The following is a 16,188-nucleotide window of genomic DNA, read 5'->3' on the forward strand; positions in this document are numbered from 1 at the left end:
CAGTCCACCGGCCCCGCTCGGGAAGGATCCGCACACGGATCCCACCGGGCGGGGCCGGCGGCCGTCTCCGGTGCGGACGGGCCGGACACGGGCCGGCCCCCTCCCGCCACGGGCGGAAGGGGGCCGGTCGGTCGGCGGCTACCTCTGGACGAAGACCGCCACGCTGCGCGCCGGCACCGTGAAGGTGCCGGTGCCCCGGTCGAACGACGCCGTGCGCAGCACCGGGTCGGCGGAGGCCCTCAGCACCGGGTGCAGCGCCACGTCCGCCCCGCGCAGCCCGGCGACCCGCTGCCGCGCCGCCTCAGGGGTGGCGTTGAAGACGACGGTCACCGACCGCCACTTCCCGTCGAGCCCGCGGGCGTCGAGGGTCATGGTGAGCACACCCGGGGTCTCAGCGGTGCCGGAGAGCGGGAAGGCGACCCGCTTCTGCACCTGGTCGGCGGTGGCCAGCCCGAACACCGGCGAGGACTCGCGGATGCGCAGCAGCTCCGCGTACCGGGCGTCGGCCAGGTCGATCGCCGCGCAGCCCGGCACCAGCGACGGATCGGCCAGCAACGGCTTCGCGTACGGCCACTTGTCCTGGTTGTCCGCCGCCGGCGGGAGGCCGGCACCGAAGCCGTTGCCCTCGGCGCAGTCCCAGCGGATCTGGTTGAACCAGTCACCGGAGTTGAACGAGTTGCGGTCCAGCGACTTCGAGCGCAGCCGCTCCGAGCCGGCCGTCACGAACCCGGTCCCCTGGCCCATCACCACCGTGGAGAGGGCGAGCACCTGCATCCGGGCCCGGTCCGCCGCCGAGGTGGCCTGCGGCAGCTTGTACGCCAACGCGTCGTACAGGATCTCGTTGTCGTGCGCGTCGACGTAGGTGACCGCCTCCCCCGGCGCGGCGGTGTAGCCGGCGGGCGAGCCGTTGTAGTCGACCTGGCCGCCGGTGACCTGCCGGCCGGCCGAGTCGGTGAACCGGTAGCCGCGCAGGTTGCCCGTCAGCCCGACCTTGATCAGGTCGTGGGCGTGCAGCAGCCGGGCCTTCTGCTCGGCCGCCGACCCGTTCACCGGGTCGCCGTTGGGGTCGGTGAACAGGCCCGACGCGAAGCCCTGCACCTGCGGGTTCGGGTCGAACGGCCCGCCGCCGCGCACCGCGTCACGGAGCCGGTCGTTGAACGTGCCGATCCCGGTCCCCGCCATGTTGGCCTGGGTGGCCTGCACGAACCGGGCGTCGTCGGCCACCTCGCCGAAGTTCCACCCCTCGCCGTACAGCAGGATCTTCTGCCCGTCCACGCCGTCGCGGGCGACGGTGAGCCGGTCCAGGGCGGCCCGCACGGCCAGGATGTTCGCCTTCGGGTGGTGGCCCATCAGGTCGAACCGGAACCCGTCCACCTTGTACTGCTTCGCCCAGGTGACCAGGGAGTCGACCACCAGCTTGCCCATCATGGCGTGCTCGGGGGCGGTGTTCGCGCAGCAGGTCGAGTTGGCGACCGTACCGTCGTCGAGCAGCCGGTGGTAGTAGCCCGGCACCACCTGGTCGAGCACCGACTTGCCGTCGGTGCCCGATGCCGACGTGTGGTTGTAGACCACGTCCATGACCACCCGCAGGCCGGCGCCGTTGACCCCGGCGACCATCTGGCGGAACTCGGTGGTCCGCTTCGCCCCGGCCGGGTCGACGGCGTAGCCGCCCTCCGGCACGGTGTAGTGCAGCGGGTCGTACCCCCAGTTGTAGCCGTCGGACTCCGCCACCGCCGCCACGCACTTCTGCTGCTCGTCGGAGTCCGGGGGCAGCTTCGCCAGGTCACAAGCCGGCTGCCGCTGGTCGGCCCGGCGCTCGGGGATGGTGGCGAAGTCGAACGCCGGCAGCAGGTGCAGGTAGTCGACCCCGGCGCCGCCGAGCGCCCTCAGGTGCCTCATCCCGGCCGTGTCCGGGTCGGTGAAGGCGAGGTAGGTGCCCCGCCGCTCGGCCGGCACGGTGCTGTCGGCGATGGAGAAGTCCCGGACGGAGACCTCCTGGACCTGCGCCTTCGCGGCGGGCGGCGCGGCGGGCTTGCGCAGGTTCGCCCACCCCTTCGGGGCCAGCGCCGGGTCGGCCAGGTCGACGACCTGGCTGTGCGTGGAGTCCGGCGCGAGCGCCACCGAGTACGGGTCGGTCACCGAGGCGGTGACCACCTTCTGCGCCGCCGGCTGCCAGGCCTCGACCCGGTACCGGTAGTACTTCCCTTTCCAGCCCCGCTCGCCGCGCGCCGACCAGACGCCGGTGCGGTCGTCGCGGCGCATCGACACGGTGCGCGGCGCGGCGGTCGGCGAGTCGAACAGTTCCAGCGCCACCGTCCGCGCGGTGGGCGCCCACACCGCGAGGGTTGGCACCCCGCCGGCGAAGGTCGCCCCGAGCCTCGCGTCGGTGGCGGCGGCGTAGACGTCGTCGAGCACGCCCGGGACCTGCACCCCGGTCGCGCCGAGCAGCGCGCCCCGCGCGTCCCGCTCGGTCACCACGAGCTGCCCGCGCAGCGCCGCCGGGACCTTCGCCAGGTCGCTCCGGTCCAGGCCGAACGCCTGGTACGCCCACAGGTGCGGGTGCTTCGCGCGCTGGGCCTCGGTGAGCCCGTTGCGCTGCGCCCGCAGCGGCAACGTGGTGTACGTCCCGGACAGCTCCCCGTCGACGACGCTCAGCCCGCCGGCCGGGGCGGCCACCAGGGCGTACGTCCGGCCGTCGGTGGGACCGGCCTGCCAGGCCACGGTGGACCGGTCGATCCACTGTGCCTTCTGCTGGGTGATGTCCACGTCCTTGGACGCCCCGGACGAGGTCGACGGCAGCAGCCGGCCCGGCGTGCCGGCGAGCAGCCACACCTCCCGGCCTGCCGCGGCGAAGTCGAGCCGCTGGTCGTTCGGCAGGTCCTTGGCGTCGCCGTTGTGGATGATGTAGCTCAGCCCGGTGGCCCCGGCCGCCAGCGGCACCCGGAAGACCGCGCCGAACGCGTCGGTCCGCTCCGGCTTGAGCGGGGCGGACCACTCGGTCGGGTTGGCCGCGCCGTCCCACAGGTGCAGGCCCCAGCCGTCGTAGTTGTTGTCGGCCCGGCGGTAGTGGATCAGTGCGGTGCCCTCGTCGACCGGCGGGTCCGGCTCGCCGGTGGCCGCCTGCCGGGTGGGGTAGAGCGCGGCGTCGCCCTGTTTCACCCACACCTCGCCGGTCCGCGTGACGTCGATGGTCCGGTCGTTGGCGACGTCCTTGTTCCCGTCGGAGTCGACGACCAGGAAGCCGACCGACTTCGCGCCCGGCTTCAGCTTCACCCAGGCGAACCGGCCGAACGAGTCCTCACCGGCGAACGGCTGCCCCTTCGGCCACTCGGTGGCGTACCCGGGGTCGATGTCGCCCCAGGCGTACAGGCCCCAGTCGTCGTACCCGCCGGCCGGGCGCTGGTAATGCACCACCGCCCAGTCCCGCGACGCGCCCTGCGCCGGGGTGCCGACGGTGGCGGTGGAGCGGGTGCTCGCGGTGCGCCCCCTGCCGTCGCGGACGACGGCCTTGTACTCGATCCTCGTGCCGCCGGCCAGGCCGGTCAGGTCGTGGTGCACAGTGTACGGGGCCCGGTGGGCGCTGCCCAGCAGTGTCCACCTGCCGCCGGCGACCCGGGCGGCGACGGTGACGGTGGCCAGCGGATCGCCGGTGACCTGGGCGGTGACGGCGGCACGGGTGGCCACCGGGGCGTCCGGGGCGGGGGCGGTGATGCCGATCGACGGCTTCGAGTCGGCCTGCGGGATCGCCCGGCCGGCCCGGTACGCCACTGCGGACAGCGCCGGCACGGTCACCGTCAGCCTGCCGTCGGCCCCGGCGGTCGCGGTCGCCGCACCGCCGTAGATCCCGGCGAAGGCCGCCCCGGCCGACCAGGTGTCCACGGTGACGGTCTGCGCGGTGCCGGCGTTGTTCACGGCGACGACGTACTCGGTGCGCTGCTTCGGGTCGATCCGGGAGAAGGCGAAGACGCCGGGGCCGTCGGCGGCGTACCGGGTGACCTGGACGCCGTCGCGCAGCGCCGGGTGGGCCTGCCGGAGCCGCCCCAGCTCGGCGATGGTGCGGTAGAGCGGGTGCGTCGGGTCGAACTGGTCGCCGGCGTGGGTGCGGTCGGTCCCGATCAGGTCGTCGTCGAGGTAGTCGGGCACCTTCGACGCGAACATGTCCTGCCGGGCGTCCTTGTCGCCGCCCGGGCCGGTGAAGCCCTGCTCGTCGCCGGAGTACACCACCGGCTGGCCCCGGGTGAGGAACATGAGCTGGTGGGCGAGCTGGTCGCGGCGTAGCTGCGCGGCGTCGTCGCCGCCGGAGGCCGCGATGAACGAGCCGATCCGGCCCATGTCGTGGTTGCCGAGGAAGGTGGTCAGCCGGTTGGCGTCGGTGTCCCGGGAGGCGTAGAGGTCGTCGCGGGCGTACACGTCGGCGAGCGCCTTCGCGGAGCCGTCGGCGGCGGTGTAGCCCCGGGCCGCCTCCTGGAACGCGAAGTCGAGGGTGGCCGGCAGGCCGCCGCGCCGCACATAGCTGGAGGTGATCTCCGGGTCGGCACTGTAGACCTCGCCGAACATGAAGAAGTCCTTCTTTCCGGCGGCTTCGGCGGCCCGCTGGATGCCCCGGCTGAACTGCGGCCAGAACTCCAGGTTGGTGTGTTTGACGGTGTCCAGCCGGAACCCGTCGACGCCGGTGCCGCCGATCCAGTCGCCGTAGACCTTGGTCAGGCCGCGCACCACCTCGGGGCGCTCGGTCCACAGGTCGTCCAGGCCGTAGAAGTCGCCGTACTCGCTGTTCTCGCCGGAGAAGGTCGAGTCGCCCCGGTTGTGGTACATGGTGGCGTCGTTGAGCCACGCCGGGACCTTGGCCTTCGCGTCGGCCGGGGTGTCGAAGGTCGGGGTGTACGGGAAGGAGCCGGTGTTCACCTTCGGGAAGTCCCGGCTGCCGTCGGCGTAGTTCCTGTCCTCGAAGGCCCGCCCCCGCGCGTCGGTGTACGGCGCGGTCTTCTTGTCGATGTACGCGTACTTGCCCTCGGCGTACTTGATGACGTCGGCGGTGTGGTTGACGATGACGTCGAGGTACACCTTGATGCCCCGCTGGTGCGAGAGCTTTACCAGCTTCTTCAGCTCCTCATTGGTGCCGAAGTGCGGGTCGACCTGGGTGAAGTCGGTGATCCAGTAGCCGTGGTAGCCGGCCGACACGTCCGCGCCGACGCCCTGCACGGGCCGGTTCTTGAAGATCGGGGCGAGCCAGATCGCCGTGGTGCCGAGCCCCTGGATGTAGTCGAGCTTGTCCAGCACCCCCTTGAGGTCGCCGCCGTGGTAGAAGCCCTTGTCCTTGGGGTCGAGGCCGGTCTTCAGCCGGTCCCCGGCGAGCCCACCGGAGTCGTTGCGCGGGTCGCCGTTGGCGAACCGGTCCGGCAGGACGAAGTAGAACTGCTCGGCGCGGGCGTCGCCGGAGCCTGCCTTCAGCAGGGCCTCGACGGAGGGTTCGGAGCGCCACTGCGCCGCCCCGGCGGCGGCGAGAGGGTCGGTGCCGGTCGGGGTCGGGGCGGCCTCGGCGGCGAGTTGGTGCGCGGCGACGGGGGTGCCGACGAGGGCGAGGGTGAGGGTGGAGACCAAGGCGAGCAACGCCTTACGGGACATCGGCGATCGTTTCATCGACGGCCTTCCTCTGGTCGTGATTCGCCCGCACGCTAGCCCTTGCGGAAACGATCTGCAATACCTTGCAAACGAGAGCGCAACAATGCAGACATCTTGCAAGCGCCGGCTCACGGGTGGACGCCATCGCGGCCGGCGCGGGCGGCGGGCGGCAGGCCATCACGGCCGGCGGGCGGCGGGCGGCGCGGGCAACGGCGCGGCCGGCGCGGCCGGCGCGGGCGCGGGCGGCGGGCAGCCGGCAGCTACCGGGCCCGGCTGCGGCCCCGGCGGGAACTTTGCGGCTCGGCGGGGTCAGGCGATGCGGATGACCGTGCAGATGGCGGGGCCGTTGTCGGTGCTGCGCAGCAGGTACCGGTAGCGCTCGCCGGGCACCCGCCGCCCCTGGCTGTCCAGGAACTCCCACTCCACGGCCACCTCGATGAGCAGCGCGGAGATCCGCTGCACATCCTCGATGAGGGCGTTGGCCGCCACCAGCTCGCGCTCCTGGTAGTCCGGGGCCGCGCCGACGAAGGAGAGCGCCACCGCGGCCGGGGAGACGAACGAGAAACTGTAGGTGTCGGCGACCACCAGCCCGGGCAGGGCGTAGCAGCCGGCCACGGCCGCCACGTCACCGGTGGTGAGCGCGGCGCCGTACCGGTCGAAGAAGTCGGTCAGCGCGTCGAGATCGGCGGGGGCTGTCACGAGGACTGTCAATTGCCACCCGGCCGACCCGGCAAACCGGCCCCGGGGCGGCACCCCGGCGGGCGACACCGCCGTCGCTCAGCGTTGCGGGATGTGTACCTCGATCTCGGCGCCGAGCTGGGCCCCGGCTGCCAGGCCGAGGTCGTCGCCGCTCCAGAACCGGCCCGGGTCGTACCAGTTCGGCCGGCGGCCCGCCGGCAGCAGGCCCATCGCCTCGTAGGTCACCGCGACCACCTCGGCGCAGTACGCCGTCTCCAGCGCCCGGTCGCGTACCGCGACGTCGCCGGGGGTGTCCCGCCGGGCCGGCAGGGGCAGCCGCACCCGTGGCATCCGGCCCCGCGCCCAGCGCCAGGCGAGCTGGGCGGTGGAGGGGAACGGGGTGCCGTCGAGGCGGGCGACGGTACGCAGCACCGCCTTCTCCATCTCCGCGTCGGCGGACGGTTCGAGCTGCCGGAGCCAGGCCCGCTGGCCGTACCGGTTGGCCCAGACGCAGACCGCGTCTCGCAGGTCGTGCAGCTGCACCCCGCGCTGGTGGGTGCCGGTCCACATGTCCCGCAGCGACCGGCCCAGCTCGGCGTGCCACATCAGCGGCGGCATGTCGTCCAGCACCACCGCCATGCCGACGTGGTTGACCGGGCTGTTGGTGGTGAACTGGATGGCGCGGTCGGGCGCGCTACGGCCCCGGAACACCCATACGTCGCCGGTGCGGGTCAACTCCACGGCCTCGTCCAGGCTGATGCTCATACCCTCACCCCGGCGCCGTCGGCGCTCTGTTCGCTCATGGGGGTCTACCCTAAGCGGATGCGGCAAAGGATGCGGTGGTGGAAGGTGCTCGGGCTGGCTGGTCTCGCTGGTGTCGCCGCGACCGGGGTGGTCGTCGCCCGGGCGGAACGGCGGCGGCGGGCGTACACCCCGGAGGAGATCCGGGCCCGGCTGCGCGACCGGCACGCGGAGGCCAGCGCCCCCGGCACCGGCCCCGACACCCCGGCCTGAGCCCTCCTCCCGTTTCCCAACGGTGCGCTGCACCCACCACCGCGTGTCACCCCCTTGGGGTGCGCGCCCACCCCGGCCGCGAGGTTGCGCCGGGCACTTCCGGCCCCGGGTCTCCGGTCCAACGCCCACGCCGCCGGCATCATGATGGACACCGCCGAAACTCCCCTCCGCATGCTCGACACCTCGGTCTCGACTGCTGACCGTGGCGGCGGTGCTGATGCAGTGGCGGCTGATCCGCCGCTACCGGGCGTTCTGCCGGCTCTGAGCACCCAGGGGCCAGCCCGATAATCCCGGGTGCCGACCCCGGGCGGCGTGGCATGATCGCGCACTGCGTCGACCGGGTGGCGGCGCGCGAGGAGGACGGTATGGAGTTCGACGTACGCCCGATCGGCCCGGAGTCGATCGCCGAGGCGGCCGACGTGCTCGCCGACGCCTTCGACGGGTACCCCTGGATGGCCTGGACGGTGGCCGCCGACCGGCACCGCGAGCGGCTGGAGGCGATGTTCGCCGGCACCGTCGCCGCCGTCGGGCTGCCCTACGGCGACGTCTGGGCGGCGGTGGACCCCGCCGGCCGGCCCGCGGCGGTGGCGGTCTGGCTGCGCCTGGACCGGCCGGTGCCGGACGAGGTCTGGGCCGGCGTCGCGGCGCGCAACGCCGAGCTGGCCGGCGACCGGTACCCGGCGCTGCGCGCCGCCGACGAGGCTTGTGCCGCGCTGCGGTCGGCCGAGCCGGCGTTGCTGCTCGCCACCGTCGGCGTGCGCCGCGTCGACCAGGGCCGAGGGCTGGGCGCCCGGGTGCTGCGGCCGGGCCTGGCCGAGGCCGACCGGGCCGGCCTACCGGCCGTGCTGGAGACCTCGTCGGAGCCGAACGTGCGGTTCTACCAGCGGCTCGGTTTCGCGGTCACCGGCCAGGCGCGGGTGCCCGACGGCGGGCCCGACGTCTGGGCGATGCGGCGGCCGGCCGCCGGCGAGCGGGTGTAACGACCGCCCGCCCGGGTAGCCGCCGCGGCAGACGCGAGCGGGGCACCTCGCCGTGACGGGAAGCCGAACCCGTCGGCCGTCACCGCGCCTGCTCCGGGCTGCGGCGGCGCTTCGCGGCGTCCAGTTCCTGGCGGGCCGTCACGGGATCACCTGGCACGGTGTGTGAGATGGCGGTGGTGGTCGATCGCGGCGCGGTCGAACAGCGGTCTCGCGGGGCAGTCGGTGCACTCCACCAAGTCGTTCATGTCGACGCCGGCCCGCTGCTGGCAGTTGCTGCACAGTCGGCCGTTGCCGTCCATGTCCGCCGGGTACGGCGGGGTGCCGGTGGGGATGGCACCGCCGCAGTCAGCACAGGTGCGCTCCCCCAGCGCCACAGCGAGGATCTCCTCGACGCGGTCGTGGGCGCGGGCCCGGTTCTCGATGAGCCCCTCCCCCCACATCCACCGCTGGCCATGCGACCATTCCCGCCAAGTTGCCGCCAGCTCCTGCGGGGACATGCCGGCGGCGGTGGCCAACTGGCCGACGGTACCGCCGGCGAGGAGCGCCTTATTGATCGCGATCGGGAGCCACTGGACCAGGCACTTACCCAGCGCCGCCATCGTGGCCAGCTCGTCGATGTCGTAGGCGAGGTGCCGCGTCTCGAACCCCGAAAACTTGGCCAAGGACGACACGTCGGACCAATGCCGTGCCAGCTCGTACGGGTTGGCCTCTCGGGCCTCCTCGAACGTGGTGAGCAGGCCAAAGTTCCTCCCGTGGGTCACGGCCGACCCCGGTTGATTGCGGCCTTCGCCTCGATGATCGCCATGAACATCCGGCTGCGTTGCTTGGCTTCCACTCGGGCTCCTGTTGGATCGGGATGGGTGTGAGGGTACGGGGGCGGGCCGACATCGGCCCGCCCCCGCGCGGGCAGTTCGTGTCGGACAGCGGGACGCCCATGGACGCGAGCCACTGGTCGATCACCGTGACGGCTTCCGCGCCCGGAAGATCCTCTCCCTCCATGAGTCCGACGAGGTCCTTGCGGAGCGAGAGGATCACCCGCCCGTCCGGGGGGGCCGGGTACGGGCTGGCCCCCTTGGCCGGCGTGGTATCGCCGAGAATGGTTCGCTGGACGGCCAACCGGTGGTGCTCCTCGGTCAGCTGACCGAGGAGCACCACGACCTGCTCGTTGAGCCGCGCGGGCCGTCGAGGCGGCCGAAGACGACCTGAACCCTTTGTTCGTCGGTTTTTGTAGCGGGGCGGCGGGCTGGATGGTGAACGCGCCGATGGCGGTGACCTGGTGATCAAGAGGTTTGTGTCGGGTTGTGCCGTCCGGTTGACGTGAGCCTCTTGATCGGCGGGGTGGTGGGTGGTTTGGGGTGGGGTGTCCGGTGGTCGGGGTCACTGTGGTGGTGGAATCGGTGGGGGGTCGGGGGCGTTGTACATGGTTCACCCGGGCGAGACCGGCCCGGGGCAGCTCTCGGGACCGGGGCCGTGTGTGGAATGCGGGGCCGGCCGGGATGGTTACACCCTTCGGACAACGCGAGCAGGTCAGTTCCCCCGTGCCGCCGTGGTTGTCCTCCCGATCTGATTTCCCCTTTCGCGGTTGCATGCGTCGTTTCATGGCGGGTGTTGCCGTGTGTCCCCCGACCAGAGGAGCACGCCATCATGCGTACCGATCTGATCCGTAGGACCGCTCTGACCGCTGGTGTTCTCGCCGCCACCGCTGGTGGGATCGCCGCTCCCGCCGTCGCCGCCCACGCCGCCCCCGCCGCTAAGGCCCCCGCCGCGTCGGTGCAGGCCGACCGTAAGCCGGCCGGTGAGCGGCAGCTCGACGTGCGGTACGAGGCGCAGCCGAACTTCTACTTCTGTGGGCCGGCCGCTGCCCGTAATGCGCTGTCGGTGCAGGGCAAGGCCATCAGCGTGGATGCCATGGCCGAGGAGATGGGCACGACCGAGGACGGCACCGATTCGATCAACGACATCACGCCGGTGTTGAACAAGGAGACCGGTAAGGGCGACGCGTACCGCAGCGTCGAGATCAAGACGGGTAAGGCTGATGATGGGCAGACCGACAAGCTGCGTGCCGATGTCGTCCGTACGGTGGACAGCGGCCGGGCTGTGGTGGCCAACATCGCCGGCACGGCCACGGACACCGACGGGGTGGTGCACTCCTTCGAGGGTGGCCACTACATCAGCGTCGTGGGTTACCGCGACGACGGCCGGACGGTGAAGATCGCCGACTCCGCGAACCCCGCCCAGGCCAGCTACGACATCACGGTCGACAACCTTGCCGACTGGATCGCCACCCGCGGCTACGCCACCTCCTGACCCACCCACAACGACAAGGGCCGACCCCACCACGGGGTCGGCCCTTTCGTCGTACGAGAAGGACGTGGGGTGGCACCCCCAGGGGTCAGCGGTCGGTGCCCGCGCGGACCGGCTCGGCGGCGTCGTCCGCGTCGGCCGGCCCCACCGGCTCCAGCCGTCGGGCCCGCCGCCGCAGCCACCAGGTGCTGCCCAGGCCGGCGAGCACCGCGAGGACCAGCCCGGCCCAGGAGATGTCCTTGAGCCAGTGCTCGGCGGCCCGGCCGACGCTGTACAGCAGGTAGGTGGTGCCAAAGGCCCAGACCAGGCCGCCGGCCGCGTTGGCCAGCAGGAACCGGCGGTACGGCACGTGCAGCGCACCGGCCAGGGGGCCGGCGAGGATCCGCAGCAGCGCCACGAACCGGCCGAAGAAGACCGCCCACACCCCGTGCCGGGCGAAGCTCTGTTCGGCGCGGGCGAGGTGTGCGGGGCCGAGATGTTTGGGGAAGCGTCGGCCCAGCCGGGCCAGCAGCGGACGGCCGCCCCGGCGGCCCACCGCGTACCCGATCGAGTCGCCCGCGATGGCGCCGAAGGCCGCGGCGATGGCCACCCACTCCGGCTCGACCACGCCGGCGGCCGCGAGCAGGGCGGAGCTGACCAGGACGATCTCGCCAGGCAGCGGGACGCCCATGCTCTCCACGCCGATCACCCCGGCGACGATCAGGTAGACCGCGACCGGGGGCAGAGCGGACAGCCAGTGCGACACATCGATCACGGCCCCCCCTCTCAGGTCCGGGCCTCGAACCCTACCCGCGCCGTCGGGGCACCGCGGCCCCTCGCCGCCGGCACCACCCGCTCGTGCGGCCCGGCGGCTGGTCAGAGCGGGGTGACGAACTCCAGCCGGTTGCCGTGGGCGTCCTCGGTGGGGTTGGGCTTCTCGGTCATGCCGAGCAGCCCGCCGTAGAACGCCCGGGAGGCGGCCTCGGAGCCGGGTGGGCAGGCGAGCAGAACGTGATGGATCATGGTGGCACCTCCTCGTCCCGGAGCCTGGCACGAGGTTGCGCCGATAGCAAGACGGACGTACGGTTTTGTAGGAAGCGGGAATCACGGTAAGTGTCACCTAACCGGGGCGTCGTCCCGGACGGTGCGAAAGACTGCTCAGGACTACTCACGGTCGCTGGTGTGAAGGAGTACGACGTGGCGAGCCTCGACACCTTCGGTGCGAAGACCCAGCTACGCGTCGGAGACGCGAGCTACGAGATTTTCAAGATCAGTAAGGTGGAGGGGCAGGAGCGGCTGCCATACAGCCTGAAGGTCCTGCTGGAGAACCTGCTGCGGACCGAGGACGGCGCGAACATCACCGCCGACCACATCCGCCAGCTCGGCAGCTGGGACGCGACGGCCGACCCGAGCGTGGAGATCCAGTTCACCCCGGCGCGGGTGCTCATGCAGGACTTCACCGGCGTGCCCTGCGTGGTCGACCTGGCCACCATGCGCGAGGCGGTCCGCGACCTCGGCGGCGACGCCACCAAGGTCAACCCGCTCGCCCCGGCCGAGCTGGTCATCGACCACTCGGTCATCGCCGACCTGTTCGGCCGCGCGGACGCCTTCGAGCGCAACGTCGAGCTGGAGTACGAGCGCAACAAGGAGCGCTACCAGTTCCTGCGCTGGGGCCAGAGCGCGTTCAACGAGTTCAAGGTCGTCCCGCCGGGCACCGGCATCGTGCACCAGGTCAACATCGAGTACCTGGCCCGTACGATCATGGAGCGCAACGGCCAGGCGTACCCGGACACCGTGGTCGGCACCGACTCGCACACCACGATGGTCAACGGCCTGGGTGTGCTCGGCTGGGGCGTCGGCGGCATCGAGGCCGAGGCCGCGATGCTCGGCCAGCCGGTCAGCATGCTGATCCCCCGGGTCGTCGGCTTCAAGCTGCACGGCGAGATGCCGGCCGGCACCACCGCCACCGACCTGGTGCTCACCATCACCGAGATGCTGCGCAAGCACGGCGTGGTCGGCAAGTTCGTCGAGTTCTACGGCCCCGGCGTCAGCGCGGTGCCGCTGGCCAACCGGGCCACCATCGGCAACATGTCCCCGGAGTACGGCTCCACCGTGGCGATCTTCCCGATCGACGCCGAGACGATCCGCTACCTGGAGCTGACCGGCCGGGACCCGCAGCAGGTCGCGCTCGTCGAGGCGTACGCCAAGGAGCAGGGCCTCTGGCACGACCCGGCCGCCGAGCCGGAGTACTCCGAGCGGCTGGAACTCGACCTGGGCACCATCGAGCCGTCCCTCGCCGGCCCGAAGCGCCCGCAGGACCGGGTGCCGCTGGGCAGCGCCAAGACCCTGTTCCGCTCCGCGCTGACCGACTACGTGGCCGACGACTCCGCCGGCGAGCGGGACCTCAAGCCGGGCGTCGCCCGCGAGCAGCTCCCCCGGGGCGCCAACGGCCCGGCCGACGAGGCCAGCGCCGAGTCGTTCCCGGCCAGCGACCCGCCGGCCAACGAGTTCAGCGACCCGGCCGACGAGCCGCGCGACCTGGAGACCGCCGCCGTGGGCTCGGGTGGCCGGGCCAGCAACCCGATCCAGGTCACCAGCCCCGACGGCGTCTCCTACGAGCTGGACCACGGCGCCGTGGTGATCGCCGCGATCACCTCCTGCACCAACACCTCGAACCCGCAGGTGATGATCGGCGCGGCGCTGCTGGCCCGCAACGCGGTCGACAAGGGCCTGTCCCGCAAGCCGTGGGTGAAGACCACGCTGGCGCCGGGCTCCAAGGTCGTCATGGACTACTACGACCGCGCCGGCCTCACGCCGTACCTGGAGAAGCTCGGCTTCAACCTGGTCGGCTACGGCTGCACCACCTGTATCGGCAACTCCGGCCCGCTGCCGGAGGAGGTCTCCGCCGCCGTCAACGAGGCCGACCTCGCCGTCGTCTCGGTGCTGTCGGGCAACCGGAACTTCGAGGGCCGGATCAACCCGGACGTCAAGATGAACTACCTGGCGTCCCCGCCGCTGGTGGTCGCGTACGCGCTCGCCGGCACCATGGACATCGACCTGGCCAACGAGCCGATCGGCGAGGACAGCCAGGGCGACCCGGTCTTCCTGCGCGACATCTGGCCGAACAGCGCCGAGATCCAGGACGTCATCGCCCAGGCGATCGGCGCGACCGGGTTCAGCGCGGCGTACGCGGACGTGTTCGCCGGTGACGAGCGCTGGCAGTCGCTGCCGACCCCGACCGGCGACACCTTCGCCTGGGAGGGCGAGAGCACCTACGTCCGCAAGCCCCCGTACTTCGAGGGCATGGAGCGGAAGCCGAAGGCGGTCGTCGACATCGCCAACGCCCGGGTGCTGGCCAAGCTGGGCGACTCGGTGACCACCGACCACATCTCCCCGGCCGGCTCGATCAAGGCCGACTCCCCCGCCGGGACGTACCTCGCCGAGCACGGCGTGCCGCGTCACGAGTTCAACTCGTACGGCTCGCGCCGGGGCAACCACGAGGTGATGATCCGGGGCACGTTCGCCAACATCCGGCTGCGCAACCAGCTCGTCCCGGGTGTGGAGGGCGGCTTCACGGTCAACCACCTGACCGGCGAGCAGACCTCGATCTACGACGCCTCCACCGCCTACCAGGAGGCGGGCGTGCCGCTGGTCATCCTGGCCGGCAAGGAGTACGGCTCCGGCTCGTCGCGGGACTGGGCGGCCAAGGGCACCATGCTGCTCGGCGTCCGGGCGGTCATCGCCGAGTCGTACGAGCGGATCCACCGCTCGAACCTGATCGGCATGGGCGTCCTGCCGTTGCAGTTCCCGGTCGACTGCACCGCCGAGTCACTCGGCCTCACCGGTGCCGAGACCTTCTCGATCACCGGCGTGACCGCGCTGAACGACGGCGAGACCCCACGCACCGTGAAGGTCACCACCGACACCGGCGTCGAGTTCGACGCCGTGCTCCGGATCGACACTCCCGGTGAGGCGGACTACTACCGCCACGGTGGCATCCTGCAGTACGTCCTGCGCCGCATGATCGCCAACTAGACCCGTACCCGCACGACGAGGGGCCTCTGCCGCAGCGGCAGGGGCCCCTCGTCGTGGAACGGAGTGGCTGCCGGCGACACGCGCCGGCCGGAGCTGAACTACTCGGCCGACGCGGCGCGGCGGGCGTCGCGGGTCTTCATGGCGTGCTCCATCAGCGTGATGAGCACCTCCTTGCTCGACTCCCGCTGCCGGGCGTCACAGAGCAGCACCGGCACCCCCGGGTCGAGGTTGAGCGCGGCCTGTACCTCGTCCAGCCGGTACTGGCGGGCCCCCTCGAAGCAGTTGACCGCCACCACGAACGGGGTGCCGCGCCCCTCGAAGTAGTCGATCGAGGGGAAGCAGTCGGCCAGTCTGCGGGTGTCGGCGAGCACCACCGCGCCGAGCGCGCCGAGCGCCAACTCGTCCCAGACGAACCAGAAGCGGTCCTGCCCGGGCGTGCCGAACAGGTAGAGGACCAGGTCGTCGCTGATGGTGATCCGGCCGAAGTCCATCGCCACCGTGGTGGTGGTCTTGCCCTCCACCCCCGACAGATCGTCGATCCCGACCCCGGTCTCGGTCAGCACCTCCTCGGTGCGCAGCGGCCGAGTCTCGCTCACCGCGCCGACCATGGTGGTCTTGCCGACGCCGAAACCGCCCGCGATCAGGATCTTGATCGCGGTGGGCAGCGGCACGGCTCCCGCCGGCCGCTCAGAGTGCCCGTAGTCCATTGATAACCGCCTCGAAAATGCTGTCGTCGGGAAGGCCCACGGTGACCCGGGGCTCGCGCACCTCGACCAGGTCACGGGCCACCAGGTCGCCGAGCAGGACCCGGATGGTGCCCACCGGCAGGTCCAGGTGGGCGGCGACCTCGGCGACGGACTGGATCCGCTGGCAGAGCGCGACGATGGCCAGGTGCTCGGGGCCCAGCCCGACCTCCGGTGACGCCTCCACGCGGGTGGCCGTCACCAGGGAGATCAGGTCGAACGTGCCGGTGACCGGCCGGGCCCGGCCGCGCGTCACCGCGTACGGGCGGACCACCGGGCCTGCGTGGTCGTCGACCCACTGTTCCTCCGTGGACTCCCCTGGGGCCGTCATCGCGGCTACTTCTCGCCGACCGGCGGCTCGGGGAGCCGGGTCGGGGAGGCCACGTACTTGCCCACCCGGGTGACCAGCATGGCCATCTCGTACGCGATGAGACCGACGTCGGCGTCCTCGGAGGCCAGCACCGCGAGGCAGGCGTTGCGGCCGGCGGCTGTGACGAAGAGGAAGGACGACTGCATCTCGATGATGGTCTGCTGCACCTGCCCGCCACCGAACCGCTTCCCCGCGCCCCGGGCCAGGCTCTGGATCCCGGCCGCCATCGCCGCGAGGTGCTCGCCGTCGTCCCGGCCCAGCTCCCGCGACGACGCCATCAGCAGGCCGTCTGTGGAGAGCGCGACAGCGTGTTCGGCCTGCTTCACCCTGCCGACCAGATCATCCAGCAACCACGTCAGGTCGGCACTCGATGCCGTCTTCTGCCCCACTCGTCGTCCTCTTCTTCCCGGCTGGTGTCGCCGTTGTCGTCTGGGACCTGCCGTCCCGCCAAGGGTGCGGGATC

The 16,188-nt window shown here is 72.0% G+C and carries 13 protein-coding genes; 4 read left to right on the top strand and 9 right to left on the bottom strand.

Annotated elements, in window-relative coordinates; all coding sequences use genetic code 11:
• Nucleotides 1–138 precede the first annotated feature (138 nt).
• From pulA to ACQPZO_RS20785, 3 genes are all read right to left on the bottom strand, one after another.
• Nucleotides 139–5,640 carry a pullulanase-type alpha-1,6-glucosidase gene (gene pulA / locus ACQPZO_RS20775; RefSeq protein WP_433343260.1) on the bottom strand — a complete coding sequence of 1,834 codons (5,502 nt, stop codon included), beginning with the start codon at nucleotides 5,638–5,640 and terminating at the stop codon, nucleotides 139–141.
• Nucleotides 5,641–5,931: 291 nt separating this feature from the next.
• Nucleotides 5,932–6,321 (bottom strand): hypothetical protein, encoded by a 390-nt coding sequence (locus tag ACQPZO_RS20780; protein ID WP_433343262.1) that lies wholly within the window; start codon nucleotides 6,319–6,321, stop codon nucleotides 5,932–5,934.
• 78 nt (nucleotides 6,322–6,399) lie between these two features.
• The gene (locus ACQPZO_RS20785) at nucleotides 6,400–7,065 is read right to left on the bottom strand and encodes a hypothetical protein (protein ID WP_433343264.1); all 666 of its coding nucleotides are present in this window, start codon (nucleotides 7,063–7,065) and stop codon (nucleotides 6,400–6,402) included.
• Nucleotides 7,066–7,134: 69 nt separating this feature from the next.
• Here ACQPZO_RS20785 and ACQPZO_RS20790 point away from each other — a divergent pair, with 69 nt between their 5' ends.
• Complete coding sequence (locus tag ACQPZO_RS20790; RefSeq protein WP_405116861.1) at nucleotides 7,135–7,314, top strand: hypothetical protein; 180 nt, start codon at nucleotides 7,135–7,137, stop codon at nucleotides 7,312–7,314.
• A gap of 365 nt (nucleotides 7,315–7,679) precedes the next feature.
• Nucleotides 7,680–8,294, top strand: a complete 615-nt coding sequence (locus ACQPZO_RS20795; protein WP_433351124.1) for a GNAT family N-acetyltransferase — start codon at nucleotides 7,680–7,682, stop codon at nucleotides 8,292–8,294.
• Between the two features lie 146 nt (nucleotides 8,295–8,440).
• On the opposite strand, the gene ACQPZO_RS20800 is transcribed toward ACQPZO_RS20795, so the two are convergent.
• Nucleotides 8,441–9,055, bottom strand: coding sequence for a hypothetical protein (locus ACQPZO_RS20800; protein ID WP_433343265.1), 615 nt, complete (start codon nucleotides 9,053–9,055; stop codon nucleotides 8,441–8,443).
• 883 nt (nucleotides 9,056–9,938) lie between these two features.
• Here ACQPZO_RS20800 and ACQPZO_RS20805 point away from each other — a divergent pair.
• A complete protein-coding gene (locus ACQPZO_RS20805) occupies nucleotides 9,939–10,601 on the top strand; it encodes a C39 family peptidase (protein ID WP_433343267.1) in 663 nt (220 codons plus the stop codon).
• Nucleotides 10,602–10,686: 85 nt separating this feature from the next.
• On the opposite strand, the gene ACQPZO_RS20810 is transcribed toward ACQPZO_RS20805, so the two are convergent.
• Together ACQPZO_RS20810 and ACQPZO_RS20815 are read right to left on the bottom strand one after the other, a co-directional pair.
• Nucleotides 10,687–11,352 carry a DedA family protein gene (locus ACQPZO_RS20810; RefSeq protein ID WP_433343268.1) on the bottom strand — a complete coding sequence of 222 codons (666 nt, stop codon included), beginning with the start codon at nucleotides 11,350–11,352 and terminating at the stop codon, nucleotides 10,687–10,689.
• Between the two features lie 101 nt (nucleotides 11,353–11,453).
• Complete coding sequence (locus ACQPZO_RS20815) at nucleotides 11,454–11,600, bottom strand: hypothetical protein (protein WP_433343270.1); 147 nt, start codon at nucleotides 11,598–11,600, stop codon at nucleotides 11,454–11,456.
• Nucleotides 11,601–11,759: 159 nt separating this feature from the next.
• Between ACQPZO_RS20815 and ACQPZO_RS20820 the strand changes: the two genes are divergently transcribed.
• The gene (locus tag ACQPZO_RS20820; protein WP_433343271.1) at nucleotides 11,760–14,612 is read left to right on the top strand and encodes an aconitate hydratase; all 2,853 of its coding nucleotides are present in this window, start codon (nucleotides 11,760–11,762) and stop codon (nucleotides 14,610–14,612) included.
• 98 nt (nucleotides 14,613–14,710) lie between these two features.
• Here the strand turns inward: ACQPZO_RS20820 and ACQPZO_RS20825 are convergent, their stop codons facing one another.
• Genes ACQPZO_RS20825 through ACQPZO_RS20835 form a run of 3 tightly spaced genes read right to left on the bottom strand, consistent with a single transcriptional unit; the run spans nucleotide 14,711 to nucleotide 16,114 of the window.
• The gene (locus tag ACQPZO_RS20825) at nucleotides 14,711–15,319 is read right to left on the bottom strand and encodes a GTP-binding protein (protein ID WP_350888155.1); all 609 of its coding nucleotides are present in this window, start codon (nucleotides 15,317–15,319) and stop codon (nucleotides 14,711–14,713) included.
• Entirely contained in the window at nucleotides 15,300–15,686 is a 387-nt protein-coding gene (locus tag ACQPZO_RS20830) for a DUF742 domain-containing protein (RefSeq protein WP_433343273.1), read from the bottom strand. Before ACQPZO_RS20830 ends, ACQPZO_RS20825 begins: the two co-directional genes overlap by 20 nt.
• A 5-nt stretch (nucleotides 15,687–15,691) precedes the next feature.
• Nucleotides 15,692–16,114: a roadblock/LC7 domain-containing protein gene (locus ACQPZO_RS20835; RefSeq protein ID WP_350888154.1), complete on the bottom strand. Its 423-nt coding sequence runs from the start codon at nucleotides 16,112–16,114 to the stop codon at nucleotides 15,692–15,694.
• Nucleotides 16,115–16,188: the final 74 nt, after the last annotated feature.

This window comes from Micromonospora sp. CA-111912 (assembly GCF_050948415.1).
Lineage (GTDB): Bacteria > Actinomycetota > Actinomycetes > Mycobacteriales > Micromonosporaceae > Micromonospora.

What these genes read in the sequence shown, in the direction of transcription:
- ACQPZO_RS20825 (WP_350888155.1), bottom strand. Translation starts at nt 15,319, where the DNA reads ATGGACTACGGGCACTCTGAGCGGCCGGCGGGAGCCGTGCCGCTGCCC.
- ACQPZO_RS20795 (WP_433351124.1), top strand. Translation starts at nt 7,680, where the DNA reads ATGGAGTTCGACGTACGCCCGATCGGCCCGGAGTCGATCGCCGAGGCG.
- ACQPZO_RS20785 (WP_433343264.1), bottom strand. Translation starts at nt 7,065, where the DNA reads ATGAGCATCAGCCTGGACGAGGCCGTGGAGTTGACCCGCACCGGCGAC.
- pulA (WP_433343260.1), bottom strand. Translation starts at nt 5,640, where the DNA reads ATGAAACGATCGCCGATGTCCCGTAAGGCGTTGCTCGCCTTGGTCTCC.
- ACQPZO_RS20790 (WP_405116861.1), top strand. Translation starts at nt 7,135, where the DNA reads ATGCGGTGGTGGAAGGTGCTCGGGCTGGCTGGTCTCGCTGGTGTCGCC.
- ACQPZO_RS20805 (WP_433343267.1), top strand. Translation starts at nt 9,939, where the DNA reads ATGCGTACCGATCTGATCCGTAGGACCGCTCTGACCGCTGGTGTTCTC.
- ACQPZO_RS20815 (WP_433343270.1), bottom strand. Translation starts at nt 11,600, where the DNA reads ATGATCCATCACGTTCTGCTCGCCTGCCCACCCGGCTCCGAGGCCGCC.
- ACQPZO_RS20830 (WP_433343273.1), bottom strand. Translation starts at nt 15,686, where the DNA reads ATGACGGCCCCAGGGGAGTCCACGGAGGAACAGTGGGTCGACGACCAC.